The sequence below is a fragment of the Paracoccus chinensis genome (assembly GCF_900102885.1).
Taxonomy (GTDB): domain Bacteria; phylum Pseudomonadota; class Alphaproteobacteria; order Rhodobacterales; family Rhodobacteraceae; genus Paracoccus; species Paracoccus chinensis.
The window spans coordinates 46897-60165 of sequence record NZ_FNGE01000005.1; the positions used below are offsets into that span (position 1 = coordinate 46897).

Consider the following 13269-nt stretch of genomic DNA (forward strand, 5'->3'; position numbering starts at 1 on the left):
CGAGTTTGTTCAAGTCCCCGACAGGCTTTCGCGCTGTTAGCGCAAATCGTGATCACAAGCTGCGAAACAGTGATCACAAACTCAGGGCGTCAAGGTCGTTCTCTGTCCTCGATGGTCCGAGCCAAGGCCCGGCCGCATCTGGGTGGCGGCGCTCCAGCCTTCCGGGGCAAGCAGGTGGTCGAGGGTGATCGGCAGGCCGCCAAGCGAGAAGCTGGGCCGCAGGGGACCCGCGCGGTCGGTCCCGGTGGCCTCGGCGATGCTGGCGACCGTCTGCGACCAGGGCACGGCATTGAAGTCGCCCGCGAGGATCACCGGACGCGGCAGGTCGCGCAGCCTGGGCAGCAGGTGCGCGACCTGCTCCGGCTGGCTCTGGGGCCACGGCCAGTCAAGGTGCAGCGAGGCCACCGCCGCCTCTCCCTGCGGCAGCGCCACCCGCACCCAGGCAAGGCCGACGCCCGTGGCGCAGTAAGGCTCTCCCTGAAAGGGCCAGCGCGACAGTATCGACACCGTGCCGGGCGTGTTCGAGGGGCAGACCGCCTGATGCGGCAGCACATCGGCCAGCATTCCGGTCAGTTCGCCATTCTGCGCGCTGAGTTCCTGCAGCAGCGCCACGTCCGCGCCGCTGTCCCGGATGTCGGCGGCAATCTGCGCCGGATCGTCAACGGAATAGAGCAGGTTCTTCTGGTAGACGACGATCCCCTGCCCCGGCTCGGGCCCCTCGATCGGCCGCATGGCCCAGAGGATCGGCGCCAGCGCCAGCACCCCGCCGGCCACGGCCGCCCAGCCCATCCTTCCCCGAAGAAGCAGCCCGGCAATCACCAGCAGCGCCGCGAGAAAGGGCCGCCCCACGGCCAGCGAGTCGCCCGCCGGATGAAGCGGGCCTGCAAAGGTCGCACCCAGCACCACGAGCCCCGCAGCAAGGGCCGCAGTTGCAAGCCCGCGCCTCACAGCGGCATCAGCGCCCAGTAGTCGAGGTCGAGCAGGACGTGCGGCGCGTAGCGGCCGTCCTCGCGCTTCAGCGTCAGGTCACCGGGCGGACCCTTGTGGGCGACCAGCCGCAGCCGGACGGCGCCCACGCCAGGGGCATTGGTCGGCGCGCGGTCCAGCACCTCGGACCAGGCGCGCACGGTGTCGCCTGCAAAGCAGGGGTTGGCGTGGGCGCCTGCGTTCAGCGCCACGATCAGTTGCGCGTTCGCCAGCCCGTTGAAGGACAGCGCGCGCGCCAGGCTGATGACATGGCCGCCATAGATCAGGCGCTTGCCGTCCTCGCGGAAGGTGGCGTCGAAATGGACCTTGGCGGTGTTCTGCCACAGCCGGGTGGCGAGCATGTGCTCGGCCTCCTCCACCGTCACGGCGTCCACGTGATCGATGACCTCGCCCACCTGGTAGTCGCCCCAGCGGTGCGGCTCTCCGGCCAGGGTGAAGTCGTAGTCGCTGAAGTCGAGCCCGTCGGGGATCACCAGCGCGTCGGGAAGCACCACGCGGTCGAGGCGCGGCACGACCTCGTCGGGCGCGGGACTGGCGGCGTCGCGCTTCCGCACCATGACCCAGCGGACATATTCCAGCACCGGCACGTCGCGCTGGTTCAGGCCGCGCGTGCGGACATAGACGTTCCCCGAGGTCCCATTCGAGTTCTGCTTGATCCCGATCACCTCGGATTCCGCGCGCAGGGTGTCGCCGGGCCAGACGGGTTCCAGCCAGCGCCCCTCGGCATAGCCCAGGTTCGCCACTGCGTTCAGCGACACGTCCGGCACCGTCTTGCCGAAGACCGTGTGGAAGGCGATCAGGTCGTCCAGCGGCGAGGCCGCCAGCCCGCAGGCCCGCGCGAAGTCGTCCGAGGAATGCAGCGCGTGGCGCGCCGGGTAAAGCGCATGGTACAGCGCCCGCTCGCCGCCCGAGACGGTGCGGGGAACGGCGTGGCGGATCACGTCTCCGACCCGGTAATCCTCAAAGAAGCGGCCTGCGTTGGTCTTGGTCATTGCTCGCCCAGCTTCATGTCGGGATGATAGTCGGCCTCGATCTCCTTGGTGACCGCTTGCGCGCAGCGCATGATGCCGCGGGTCGGGTCGAAGGCGATCGAGGGCGCGCCGTGCAGCACCCAGCCCTTCGACAGCGCGAGGCTGACCTTGTGGCAGAAGGCCGAGGTGTCGTCTTCGGTCAGCAGGCGGTAGATCAGGGGCATCCTCAGGCTCCGAAGGGGTTGGGGCCGACCCACCCGTGGATCAGGCCGACGACCAGATAGACGACCACGGCGCCGACGGCGGCCATGACCTCTTTCCGGATCACCGTCTGGTGCGGAGGGCGCACCCAGTTCGGCTCGGCCCGGTTGATGACGGCCATCTCGACCAGCGCCCAGAGCAGCAGCCCGCCGAACAGGACGAAGGACGGCAGGTCACCGTTCGTCAGCAGATGCGCGCCGGCCCAGAGCGAAAAGCCCGTCAGCTGCGGGTGGCGCATCTGGGTGCCGATGCGGTTTCTGATCCCGGCCGAGGCGAACAGGAAGAAGGCCACCAGCACCAGCAGGTTGTTGATCCCCTTCAGCGCCGGGCCTGCCGCCCACCACATCACGATGTCGGCCCGCTGGTAGCCGATGGTCATCAGGATCACCGACGCGACCAGCGCCAGCGCGACGATGCCCTTGCGCCGGTTGTCCGGGCCGGGATGCGGCGCCATGCGCTTGTAAAGATGGGCGCCCCACCAGAGCGCGAGGCCGAGGATCAGCAGGATCATGCGAGGGCGTCCTTCATCCGGTTTGGCGCCACCCTGCCATCAGCCCGCCAGCGCGGCAATCGCCTGGGCCTTGGCCAGGGTGCGGCGTGCTGTCTCGACATGCAGGTTCTCGACGATGCGGCCATCGACGACCGCCACGGCCTTGCCTTCCGCAATGGCGGCCTCGTAGGCCTCGATCTGGCGGCGGGACAGGTCCACCTCGGCCTCGGACGGCGCAAAGGCGGCATTGGCGATGTCGAGCTGCGCGGGGTGGATCAGGGTCTTGCCGTCGAAGCCCATGTCGCGGCCCTGCTCGCATTCGGCGCGCAGGCCTTCGGCGTCCTTGAAGGCGTTGAAGACGCCGTCCACGATCACCCGGCCATGGGCGCGGGCCGCCAGCAGGCAGAGCCCCAGGCCCGCCTGCATCGCCAGCCGGTCGGGCCGGTTGCGGCTGCCCAGTTCCTTGGCAAGGTCGTTGGTGCCCATCACCATGCCCTGCAGACGGGGATGGGCGGCGATGGCGGCGGCGTTCAGCATCCCCAGCGCCGTTTCCATCATCGCCCACAAGGGCGTGTCGGGGACGATGGCCGTGACCGCATCCAGGTCCTCGGGGCGGCTGACCTTGGGGACCAGCACCGCGTCCGCGCCCGTGGCGAAGGCCGCAGCGTCGTCCCGTCCCCATTCGGTGTCGAAGCCGTTGATCCGTACGATCCGTGCCCGCCCGCCGTAATCCTGCGCCAGCGCCGCCTTCAGCAGGTCCCGCGCGCCGGGCTTTTCGGCCGGGGCCACCGCGTCCTCGAGGTCGAAGATGATCGCGTCGGCGGCAAGCGTCCGCGCCTTTTCCATCGCGCGCTGGTTGGCCGCGGGAATGTAGAGGACCGAGCGGTAGGGGCGCGACATGGCGGCAAACTCTCCTGCTTGAAAAAGGTCCCGCAGATGAGTGCCCGCTCGACCTGCCCTCGGCAAGGGCGTTCGGCGCGCGTCCTTAGAGTTTGTTAGTGGAACCCGAGCGCCCCCCTCGGACTTTCCACGTCCGACGACCTGCTCTGCCCAACCCCGAAAGGACAGCACATGGCAAGCGAAGAGATGGGCCTGACCGACCTGCTCAAGCACGGGCTCGAGGACATGTATTACGCCGAGGCGCGCATCCAGAAGGCGCTGCCCAAGATGATCGCGGCCGCCCAGGACGCGGAACTCAAGCGCGGCCTGGAACGCCACCTCGAGGAAACCGCCGAGCAGATCACCATGCTCGAGGAGGCCTTCGAGGCGATGGGCGAAAAGCCCCGGTCCGAGAAATGCGACGCGATGGACGGCATCCTGAAGGAAGGCGATTCGCTTCTGCAGGACTTCGGCGGCACGGCAGCCGGGGACGCGGCGATCATCTTCTCCTGCCAGGCGGTCGAGCATTACGAGATCGCCCGCTACGGCAGCCTGCGCGCCTATGCGGAACTGCTGGGCCTCGACCAGGTGGCCGATCTGATGAACGACATCCTGGAACAGGAAGAGGCCGCCGACGAGCTTCTGTCCGAGATCGCCGAGGACCGCGCCAACCCAATGGCCGCAGGCGAGTCGCCCGACAGCCTGGACGACACGGACGAAGAACAGGAATGATCCGTTCCGCCGGGCCTGCCATGCGGGCCCGGCGTCACATCACCGCATCGGCGATCAGCTTCAGCGACACCGCCAGCAGCGCCCAGGTGATGAACAGGTAGAAGGCGCGCTGCGGGATGCGGCGCACCAGCCACACCCCCGCCCCCACGCTGAGCGCCGCGACCGGGATCATGGCTGCGGCCTTGCCGAGGTTGTCCGCGCCAAGCTGGCCCAGCGCCGCATAGGGGATCAGCTTCACCGCGTTCACGACCGCGAAATAGACGGTGACGGTTCCCGCATAGGTTTCCTTGCCCAGCCGCAGCGGCTGGACATAGATCTGGTAGGGCGGCGCGCCCGAGTGGCTGACGAAGCTGGTATAGCCCGTGATCAGCCCCCAGCCGGTGCCGCGCGTCCAGTCGGCCTGGCGCGGGGCCGCGTCCGGGGCCGGGGGGCGCAACAGCGTCATGACGGCGAAGCTCGCCCCGATGACGCCCACAATTCCGCCCACCGCCGCGTCGTTCACCAGGCTCGCCGTGGCCCAGCCCAGCGCGATCCCGGCGACCGACCCCGGCAGCAGCCGCGCCAGCACGCGCCGGTCCCAGTGGCGGCGATAGGCGATCAGCCCGAAGATGTCCGAGACCACATAGACCGGCAGCAGCACGCCCGCGGCCTGCACCGGCGACATGGCCAGCGACAGGATCGGCACCGACAGCATCCCCACCATCGCCAGCCCGCCCTTGGCCAGCCCCACCAGCGCCGAGGCCAGCGCCAGCAGCAGCCAGCCCGCTGTTGTCAGTTCCACCCGTCCCGCCCCCGATTGCCTTGCCTTTTTAGCGCAAACACCGCCGCGCGCGCCCGGTCTACGCCTTGCGCGGTGGGGGGCAAAGGGTCTATCGCGACGCCGATCATCAGCCAAACGGAGGACTCCATGGCCCGTCCCAAGATCGCCCTCATCGGCGCCGGACAGATCGGCGGCACGCTGGCGCATCTCGCCGCCATCAAGGAACTCGGCGACGTCGTGCTGTTCGACATCGCCGAAGGCACGCCCCAGGGCAAGGCGCTGGACATCGCGCAGTCCGGCCCCTCCGAAGGCTTCGACGGCGCATTCAAGGGCACCAGCGATTACGCCGACATCGCGGGCGCCGATGTCTGCATCGTGACCGCGGGCGTTCCGCGCAAGCCGGGCATGAGCCGCGACGACCTGCTGGGGATCAACCTCAAGGTCATGAAGTCCGTGGGCGAGGGCATCAAGGCGCACGCGCCGAACGCCTTTGTCATCTGCATCACCAACCCGCTGGACGCGATGGTCTGGGCGCTGCGCGAGTTCTCCGGCCTGCCGCACGAGAAGGTCGTGGGCATGGCGGGCGTGCTGGACTCGGCCCGTTTCCGCCACTTCCTGAGCCTCGAATTCGGCGTCTCGATGCGCGACGTGACGGCCTTCGTGCTGGGCGGCCACGGCGACACCATGGTCCCGCTGGTCCGCTATTCGACGGTCGGCGGCATCCCGCTGCCCGACCTGGTCAAGATGGGCTGGACCACGCAGGAGAAGCTGGATTCCATCGTCCAGCGCACCCGCGACGGCGGCGCCGAGATCGTCGGCCTGCTCAAGACCGGCTCGGCCTTCTACGCCCCCGCGACCTCGGCCATCGAGATGGCGGAATCCTACCTCAAGGACCAGAAGCGCGTCCTGCCCTGCGCGGCCTATGTCCAGAACGCCTATGGCCTTGACGGCATGTATGTCGGCGTCCCGACCGTGATCGGCGCGAACGGCATCGAGAAGGTCATCGAGATCGACATGAACGCCGAAGAGCAGGCGATGATGCACAAGTCGATCGACGCGGTGAAGGGCCTCGTGGAAGCCTGCAAGGGCATAGACAACTCGCTGGCGTAAGCGACCCTGCCTTCCGTCACATGATCAGGGCCGCCCGGCTGGGCGGCCCTTTCACTTGTGCGGAAGGGTCCGGGAGGGCTGGACCCGAGGGCGGCATACAAAGGTACATGAACACTGTGATCACATGCCGAGGGCGTGTGATCACGGAACTCGCAAAAAGTGCTGCCCCGCATCAAAAGCAGAACGCGCGGCTTTGCTTTGCACGCGCGTTCTGGCACATGAACCGCAAGTTTCCTTGCGAGGTTCCCATGAACATCCACGAATACCAGGCCAAGGCACTGCTCAAGCAATACGGCGCCCCGGTGTCCGAGGGCCGCGCGGTCCTCAGCGCCGACGAAGCCGAGGCGAAGGCCCGCGAACTGCCCGGCCCGCTCTGGGTCGTCAAGTCGCAGATCCACGCGGGCGGCCGCGGCAAGGGCCGGTTCAAGGAAGCCGAGGCGGGCGAGAAGGGCGGCGTCCGCCTGGCCAAGTCGGTCGAGGAAGTGGTCGAGAACGTCCGGCAGATGCTCGGCTCGACGCTGGTCACGCACCAGACCGGCCCGGCCGGCAAGCAGGTGAACCGCATCTACCTGGAAGACGGCTCGGACATCGCGCGCGAGTTGTATCTGGCGCTGCTGGTTGACCGCTCCTCCTCGCGCATCAGCTTCGTCGCCTCGACCGAGGGCGGCATGGACATCGAGGAAGTCGCGGCCTCGACCCCCGAGAAGATCGTGTCCTTCTCGGTTGATCCCGCCTCGGGCCTGTCGGACTTCCACGGCCGCCGCGTGGCCTTCGCGCTGGGCCTGACCGGCGACCAGGTCAAGCAGTGCGTGGCGCTGGTGAAGCTGCTGTACAAGGCCTTTGTCGAGCGCGACATGGAGATGCTCGAGATCAACCCCCTGATCGTGACCGAGCAGGGCCAGATCAAGGTCCTCGACGCCAAGGTCAGCTTCGACAACAACGCGCTCTATCGCCAGAAAGAGGTGATGGGCTTGCGCGACGAGACCGAGGAAGACTCCAAGGAACTCGAAGCCTCGAAATACGACCTGAACTACATCGCGCTGGACGGCGAGATCGGCTGCATGGTGAACGGCGCCGGGCTTGCGATGGCGACGATGGACATCATCAAGCTTTACGGTGCGGAACCGGCGAACTTCCTGGACGTCGGCGGCGGCGCCTCCAAGGAGAAGGTCACCGAGGCCTTCAAGATCATCACCTCGGACCCGAACGTCAAAGGGATCCTCGTCAACATCTTCGGCGGCATCATGCGCTGCGACATCATCGCCGAGGGCATCATCGCCGCGGTGAAGGAAGTCGGCCTGCAGGTCCCGCTGGTCGTGCGGCTTGAGGGCACCAACGTGGACCTTGGCAAGCAGATCATCCGCGAGAGCGGGCTGAACGTGATCCCGGCGGACGACCTGTCGGACGCGGCCGAGAAGATCGTGAAAGCGGTCAAGGGCTGATCGTGACGGCGCGGCACCGCCGCGCTTCACCTTCCCAGAGTTTCAAGGAAAGCCACACATGGCCATTCTCGTCGACAAGAACACCAAGGTCATCACCCAAGGCATCACCGGCAGCCAGGGGACGTTCCACACCGAGCAGGCGATTGCCTATGGCACGCAGATGGTCGGCGGCGTGACCCCTGGAAAGGGCGGCACCACCCATCTCGACCTGCCCGTCTTCAACTCGGTCCACGAGGCCGTGGAGAAGACCGGCGCCAACGCCTCGGTCATCTATGTCCCCCCGCCCTTCGCGGCGGACTCGATCCTGGAAGCGATCGACGCGCAGGTGCCGCTGATCGTCTGCATCACGGAAGGCATCCCGGTGCTGGACATGATGAAGGTGAAGCGCGCGCTGGAAGGCTCGTCCTCGCGCCTGATCGGGCCGAACTGCCCCGGCATCATGACGCCCGACGAATGCAAGATCGGCATCATGCCGGGTTCCATCTTCAAGCGCGGCCGCGTGGGCGTCGTCTCGCGGTCCGGCACGCTGACCTATGAGGCGGTCAAGCAGACCTCGGACGTGGGCCTCGGCCAGTCCTCGGCCGTCGGCATCGGCGGCGACCCGATCAAGGGGATGGAGCATATCGACGTGCTGGAAATGTTCCTGGCCGACGACGAGACCGACGCCATCATCATGATCGGCGAGATCGGGGGTTCCGCCGAGGAAGACGCGGCGCAGTTCCTGGCCGACGAGAAGAAGCGCGGCCGCTGGAAGCCGATCGCGGGCTTCATCGCGGGCCGCACCGCGCCTCCCGGCCGTCGCATGGGCCATGCCGGCGCCATCGTCTCGGGCGGCAAGGGCGACGCGGAATCCAAGATCGCCGCGATGAAGGCCGCCGGCATCATCGTCGCCGACAGCCCCGCGGGCCTGGGCGAGGCCGTGCTGAAGGCCATGGGCCGCTAAGGCTGTTGATAACGGGCCGCCCCTGCATAGGTTGGGGCGGCAAGACTTTCCCGGGGGCGGCGCAAGGCCCCTGCCCTTTTCACAAGGCCATATGGTCAGGTGTCCGTCATGAACGATCAATCCCCGAACTCCGCCTTCCGCGACTCCTCCTTCCTGCAGGGGGCGAACGCGGCCTATGTGGAACAGCTCTACGGCCAGTGGGCGAAGGATCCGGCCGCCGTCGACCAGGCCTGGAACGAATACTTCCGCAGCCTGGGCGAGGCGCAGGCGACCGCCGCGCGCGGTGCCCAGGGCGCAAGCTGGGCGCGCCCCGACTGGCCGCCGATGCCCGCGGACGAAAACACCGCCGCGCTGACGGGCGAATGGCCGATGGCCTCGCAGGCCGAGGCGAAGGCCGCGATCAAGAAGATCACCGCCAAGGCCGACGAAAAGGGCGTGTCGCTGTCGGACGAGCAGCTTCAGCGCGCCGTGCTGGACAGCGTCCGCGCGATCATGCTGATCCGCGCCTATCGCATCCGGGGCCACCTGCACGCCGACCTCGACCCGCTGGGGATGCGCGAGATGCCGCCCCTGGGCGAGCTTGACCCGGCGACCTACGGCTTCACCGCCTCCGACATGGACCGGCCGATCTTCATCGACAACGTGCTAGGCCTGCAGGTCGCCTCGATCCGCCAGATCACCGAGCTGATGAAGCGCACCTACTGCGGCACCTTCGCGCTGCAGTTCATGCATATCTCGGACCCTGAGCAGGCCGCCTGGCTGAAGGAACGGATCGAGGGCTACGGCAAGGAGATCGCCTTCACCCAGGAAGGCCGCAAGGCGATCCTGAACAAGCTGGTCGAGGCCGAGGGCTTCGAGAAGTTCCTCCATGTCAAATACATGGGGACCAAGCGCTTCGGCCTTGACGGCGGCGAGGCGCTGATCCCCGCGATGGAGCAGATCATCAAGCGCGGCGGCGCGCTGGGCGCGAAAGAGGTCGTCATCGGCATGCCCCACCGGGGCCGCCTGTCGGTGCTGGCCAACGTGATGGGCAAGCCCTTCCGCGCGATATTCCACGAATTCCAGGGCGGCAGCTACAAGCCCGAGGACGTGGACGGCTCGGGTGACGTGAAATACCACCTCGGCGCCTCGTCGGACCGCGAGTTCGACGGCAACACCGTGCACCTGTCGCTTACGGCCAACCCCTCGCACCTGGAAGCCGTGAACCCGGTGGTGCTGGGCAAGGTCCGCGCCAAGCAGGACCAGTACAACGACCACCACGACCGCACGAGCGTGATCCCCGTGCTGCTGCACGGCGATGCGGCCTTCGCGGGCCAGGGCGTGGTGGCGGAATGCCTGCAGCTGTCGGGCATCCGCGGCCACCGCACGGGCGGCACGATCCACATCATCGTCAACAACCAGATCGGCTTCACCACGGCCCCGCATTTCAGCCGGACGTCGCCCTATCCGACCGACATCGCGCTGATGGTCGAGGCGCCGATCTTCCACGTGAACGGCGACGACCCCGAGGCCGTGGTCCATGCCGCCAAGGTCGCGACCGAGTTCCGCCAGCAGTTCCACAAGGACGTGGTCATCGACATCTTCTGCTATCGCCGCTTCGGTCACAACGAAGGCGACGAGCCGATGTTCACTAACCCGACGATGTACAAGCACATCAAGGGCCACAAGACGACGCTGCAGCTCTACACCGAGCGGCTGGTCAAGGACGGCCTGATCCCCGAGGGCGAGATCGAGGACATGAAGGCCGCCTTCCAGGCGACGCTCAACGAGGAGTTCGAGCTGGGCAAGACCTTCAAGCCGAACAAGGCCGACTGGCTGGACGGCAAGTGGTCGGGGCTGAAGCCCGAGGGGTCCGAGTATCACCCCGGCGAGACCGGCATCTCGCCCGAGACGATGGCCCAGGTCGGCGCGGCGCTGACGGGCGTGCCGGACGGCTTCGACCTGCACAGGACAGTGGGCCGCCTTCTGGACAGCAAGCGCGCCATGTTCGAGACCGGGCGCGGCTTCGACTGGGCCACGGGCGAGGCGCTGGCCTTCGGCTCGCTGCTGGCCGAAGGGCATCCGGTCCGTCTGGCGGGCCAGGACTCGACGCGCGGCACCTTCAGCCAGCGTCATTCGGCCTTCGTGGACCAGACCACCGAGGACCGGCATTACCCGCTGAACCACATCCGCAACGGACAGGCGCGGTATGAGGTCATCGATTCGATGCTGTCGGAATATGCGGTGCTGGGCTTCGAATACGGCTATTCGATGGCCGAGCCGAACGCGCTGACGCTGTGGGAAGCCCAGTTCGGCGACTTCGCCAACGGCGCGCAGATCATGTTCGACCAGTTCATCTCGTCGGGCGAGAAGAAATGGCTGCGGATGTCGGGCCTGGTCGTCCTGATGCCCCACGGCTTCGAGGGCCAGGGACCGGAACATTCCTCCGCCCGGCTGGAGCGCTGGCTGCAGATGTCGGCCGAGGACAACTGGATCGTCGCCAACCTGACGACCCCGGCCAACTACTTCCACATCCTGCGCCGCCAGTTGCACCGGGGCTTCCGCAAGCCGCTGATCCTGATGACGCCCAAGTCGCTGCTGCGCCATCCGCAGGCTGTCTCGACGGCGGACGAGTTCCAGACGGGCTCGACCTTCCACCGCGTGCTGCATGACGACGCCGAACGCGGGAAGGTGGAGTTCCAGCTGGCGCCCGACGACCAGATCCGCCGCGTCGTGATCTGCTCGGGCAAGGTCTATTACGACCTGCTGGCGGCCCGGAACGAGGCCGGGGCCAAGGACGTCTATCTGCTGCGGCTGGAACAGTTCTATCCCTTCCCCGCGCAGTCGATGTCCAAGGAGCTGGAACGCTTCAAGGGGGCCGAGATCGTCTGGTGCCAGGAAGAGCCCAAGAACCAGGGTGCCTGGAGCTTCGTCGAGCCGAACATCGAATGGGTGCTGCACCGCGTCGGCGCCACCCACCCGCGCGCCCGCTATGTCGGCCGCGTGGCCCAGGCCTCGGTCGCCACGGGCCTGGCCAGCCGCCACAAGGCGGAACAGGACGCGCTGGTGCACGACGCCATCACGATCGGAGCCTGAGATGACGACCGAAGTCCGAGTGCCCGCGCTGGGCGAAAGCGTCAGCGAGGCCACGATCGCCACCTGGTTCAAGAAGCCCGGCGATGCCGTGGCGGTGGACGAGATGCTGTGCGAGCTGGAAACCGACAAGGTGACGGTCGAGGTTCCCTCGCCCGCCGCCGGCATCCTGGCCGAGATCGTCGCGCCCGAGGGCGAGACCGTGGGGCCCAACGCGCTTCTGGCGCAGATCACCGAAGGCGGGGCGGCAGCCGCCCCGCGCGACAATGCAACGGCGGCGGCCCAGCCCGCCCAGGACAAGACCGCAGACGGGGGAAAGCCGAAGATGGCGGGAAACAAGGTTGACGTGATGGTGCCGACGCTCGGCGAGAGCGTGACAGAGGCGACGGTCGCCACCTGGTTCAAGAAGGTCGGCGACACCGTCCGTCAGGACGAGATGCTGTGCGAACTGGAAACCGACAAGGTGTCGGTCGAGGTGCCCAGCCCCGCCTCGGGCGTTCTGACCGAGATTCTGGCCGAGGAAGGCGCCACCATCGACGCCAAGGCCCGCCTTGCGCTGATCACCGAGAACGGAGCCGCGGGCGGCGCCGTCGGCATCGGCGGTCCCGGCGACGCGCCCGTGGTCGATCCCGACAAGCGCATCCAGAAGGCCGACGAGGTCGGCTCGCCCGGTGACGGCCCCGAGCAGGTCATTCCGCGCGAAGATGCGGGCCGCACCGACATCGAGGACGCGCCCTCGGCCCGCAAGGCCATGGCCGAGGCCGGCGTCAGCCGCGACCAGGTCCAGGGCTCGGGCCGCGACGGCCGCGTGATGAAGGAAGACGTGGCCCGCGCCGCCCAGGCCCCCGTGCATGCGCCGCAGCGGACCGAGGCGCCCCAGCCCGCGCCTGCGCCCCGCGCCCCTTCCTCGGCCGAGGACATGCGCCGCGAGGAACGGGTGAAGATGACCCGCCTGCGCGCGACCATCGCCCGGCGCCTGAAGGACGCCCAGAACACCGCCGCGATCCTGACCACCTACAACGAGGTGGACATGTCGGGCGTGATGGACCTGCGGAACGCCTACAAGGACCAGTTCGAGAAGAAGCACAAGGTGAAGCTCGGCTTCATGTCCTTCTTCGTGAAGGCCTGCTGCCACGCGCTGAAGGAAGTGCCCGAGGTCAATGCCGAGATCGACGGCGGCGACATCGTCTACAAGAACTTCGTCCACATGGGCGTCGCGGTCGGCACGCCGAACGGCCTGGTTGTCCCGGTCGTGCGCGACGCCGACCAGAAGTCCTTTGCCGGTATCGAGAAGGAAATCGCCGAACTGGGCGTCCGCGCCCGTGACGGCAAGCTGACCATGCAGGACATGCAGGGCGGCACCTTCACCATCTCGAACGGCGGCGTCTACGGCTCGCTGATGTCCTCGCCGATCCTGAACCCGCCGCAGTCGGGCATCCTGGGGATGCACAAGATCCAGGACCGCCCGGTCGTGGTCGGCGGTCAGATCGTGATCCGCCCGATGATGTACCTGGCGCTCAGCTACGACCACCGCATCGTGGACGGCAAGGGCGCGGTGACCTTCCTCGTGCGCGTCAAGGAAGCGCTGGAGGATCCGCGCCGCCTGCTGATGGACCTCTGAT

General features: G+C 67.6%; 12 protein-coding genes. 6 read left to right on the forward strand and 6 right to left on the reverse strand.

The window, feature by feature from the left end:
• Positions 1 to 81: 81 nt before the first annotated feature.
• From BLQ03_RS06685 to BLQ03_RS06705, 5 genes are read right to left on the reverse strand one after another with little or no spacing between them, the layout of a single operon-like run.
• A complete protein-coding gene (locus BLQ03_RS06685) occupies positions 82 to 948 on the reverse strand; it encodes an endonuclease/exonuclease/phosphatase family protein (RefSeq protein ID WP_139166650.1) in 867 nt (288 codons plus the stop codon).
• Positions 945 to 1979, reverse strand: a complete 1035-nt coding sequence (locus BLQ03_RS06690; protein ID WP_090754135.1) for a MaoC family dehydratase — start codon at positions 1977 to 1979, stop codon at positions 945 to 947. The genes BLQ03_RS06685 and BLQ03_RS06690 overlap by 4 nt, the downstream gene beginning before the upstream one ends.
• The gene (locus BLQ03_RS06695) at positions 1976 to 2182 is read right to left on the reverse strand and encodes a DUF1737 domain-containing protein (RefSeq protein WP_090754138.1); all 207 of its coding nucleotides are present in this window, start codon (positions 2180 to 2182) and stop codon (positions 1976 to 1978) included. The genes BLQ03_RS06690 and BLQ03_RS06695 overlap by 4 nt, the downstream gene beginning before the upstream one ends.
• A 2-nt stretch (positions 2183 to 2184) precedes the next feature.
• Positions 2185 to 2730, reverse strand: a complete 546-nt coding sequence (locus tag BLQ03_RS06700) for an NnrU family protein (protein WP_090754140.1) — start codon at positions 2728 to 2730, stop codon at positions 2185 to 2187.
• A 39-nt stretch (positions 2731 to 2769) separates the two neighbouring features.
• Positions 2770 to 3609, reverse strand: a complete 840-nt coding sequence (locus BLQ03_RS06705; RefSeq protein ID WP_090754141.1) for an HpcH/HpaI aldolase/citrate lyase family protein — start codon at positions 3607 to 3609, stop codon at positions 2770 to 2772.
• Between the two features lie 171 nt (positions 3610 to 3780).
• Between BLQ03_RS06705 and BLQ03_RS06710 the strand changes: the two genes are divergently transcribed.
• On the forward strand, positions 3781 to 4320 hold the full coding sequence (locus tag BLQ03_RS06710; protein WP_217629670.1) for a YciE/YciF ferroxidase family protein: 540 nt from the start codon (positions 3781 to 3783) through the stop codon (positions 4318 to 4320).
• A gap of 34 nt (positions 4321 to 4354) precedes the next feature.
• Here BLQ03_RS06710 and BLQ03_RS06715 read toward each other — a convergent pair whose 3' ends face one another.
• The gene (locus tag BLQ03_RS06715) at positions 4355 to 5095 is read right to left on the reverse strand and encodes a sulfite exporter TauE/SafE family protein (RefSeq protein WP_245688717.1); all 741 of its coding nucleotides are present in this window, start codon (positions 5093 to 5095) and stop codon (positions 4355 to 4357) included.
• A 132-nt stretch (positions 5096 to 5227) separates the two neighbouring features.
• Between BLQ03_RS06715 and mdh the strand changes: the two genes are divergently transcribed.
• The 5 genes from mdh (at position 5228) to odhB (ending at position 13268) form a co-directional block, all read left to right on the forward strand.
• Entirely contained in the window at positions 5228 to 6190 is a 963-nt protein-coding gene (gene mdh, locus BLQ03_RS06720) for a malate dehydrogenase (protein WP_090754143.1), read from the forward strand.
• A gap of 248 nt (positions 6191 to 6438) precedes the next feature.
• On the forward strand, positions 6439 to 7632 hold the full coding sequence (gene sucC, locus BLQ03_RS06725) for an ADP-forming succinate--CoA ligase subunit beta (RefSeq protein ID WP_090754145.1): 1194 nt from the start codon (positions 6439 to 6441) through the stop codon (positions 7630 to 7632).
• 58 nt (positions 7633 to 7690) lie between these two features.
• Positions 7691 to 8575: a succinate--CoA ligase subunit alpha gene (gene sucD, locus BLQ03_RS06730; protein ID WP_090754147.1), complete on the forward strand. Its 885-nt coding sequence runs from the start codon at positions 7691 to 7693 to the stop codon at positions 8573 to 8575.
• A 108-nt stretch (positions 8576 to 8683) separates the two neighbouring features.
• Positions 8684 to 11650: a 2-oxoglutarate dehydrogenase E1 component gene (locus tag BLQ03_RS06735; protein WP_090754150.1), complete on the forward strand. Its 2967-nt coding sequence runs from the start codon at positions 8684 to 8686 to the stop codon at positions 11648 to 11650.
• Between the two features lies 1 nt (position 11651).
• The gene (gene odhB, locus BLQ03_RS06740) at positions 11652 to 13268 is read left to right on the forward strand and encodes a 2-oxoglutarate dehydrogenase complex dihydrolipoyllysine-residue succinyltransferase (RefSeq protein WP_090754152.1); all 1617 of its coding nucleotides are present in this window, start codon (positions 11652 to 11654) and stop codon (positions 13266 to 13268) included.
• Position 13269 lies beyond the last annotated feature (1 nt).

Bases quoted from the DNA above. Each gene is read 5' to 3' on its own strand.
- sucC (WP_090754145.1), top strand. From the start codon at position 6,439: ATGAACATCCACGAATACCAGGCCAAGGCACTGCTCAAGCAATACGGC.
- BLQ03_RS06690 (WP_090754135.1), bottom strand. From the start codon at position 1,979: ATGACCAAGACCAACGCAGGCCGCTTCTTTGAGGATTACCGGGTCGGA.
- mdh (WP_090754143.1), top strand. From the start codon at position 5,228: ATGGCCCGTCCCAAGATCGCCCTCATCGGCGCCGGACAGATCGGCGGC.
- BLQ03_RS06700 (WP_090754140.1), bottom strand. From the start codon at position 2,730: ATGATCCTGCTGATCCTCGGCCTCGCGCTCTGGTGGGGCGCCCATCTT.
- BLQ03_RS06735 (WP_090754150.1), top strand. From the start codon at position 8,684: ATGAACGATCAATCCCCGAACTCCGCCTTCCGCGACTCCTCCTTCCTG.
- odhB (WP_090754152.1), top strand. From the start codon at position 11,652: ATGACGACCGAAGTCCGAGTGCCCGCGCTGGGCGAAAGCGTCAGCGAG.
- sucD (WP_090754147.1), top strand. From the start codon at position 7,691: ATGGCCATTCTCGTCGACAAGAACACCAAGGTCATCACCCAAGGCATC.
- BLQ03_RS06705 (WP_090754141.1), bottom strand. From the start codon at position 3,609: ATGTCGCGCCCCTACCGCTCGGTCCTCTACATTCCCGCGGCCAACCAG.
- BLQ03_RS06710 (WP_217629670.1), top strand. From the start codon at position 3,781: ATGGCAAGCGAAGAGATGGGCCTGACCGACCTGCTCAAGCACGGGCTC.
- BLQ03_RS06695 (WP_090754138.1), bottom strand. From the start codon at position 2,182: ATGCCCCTGATCTACCGCCTGCTGACCGAAGACGACACCTCGGCCTTC.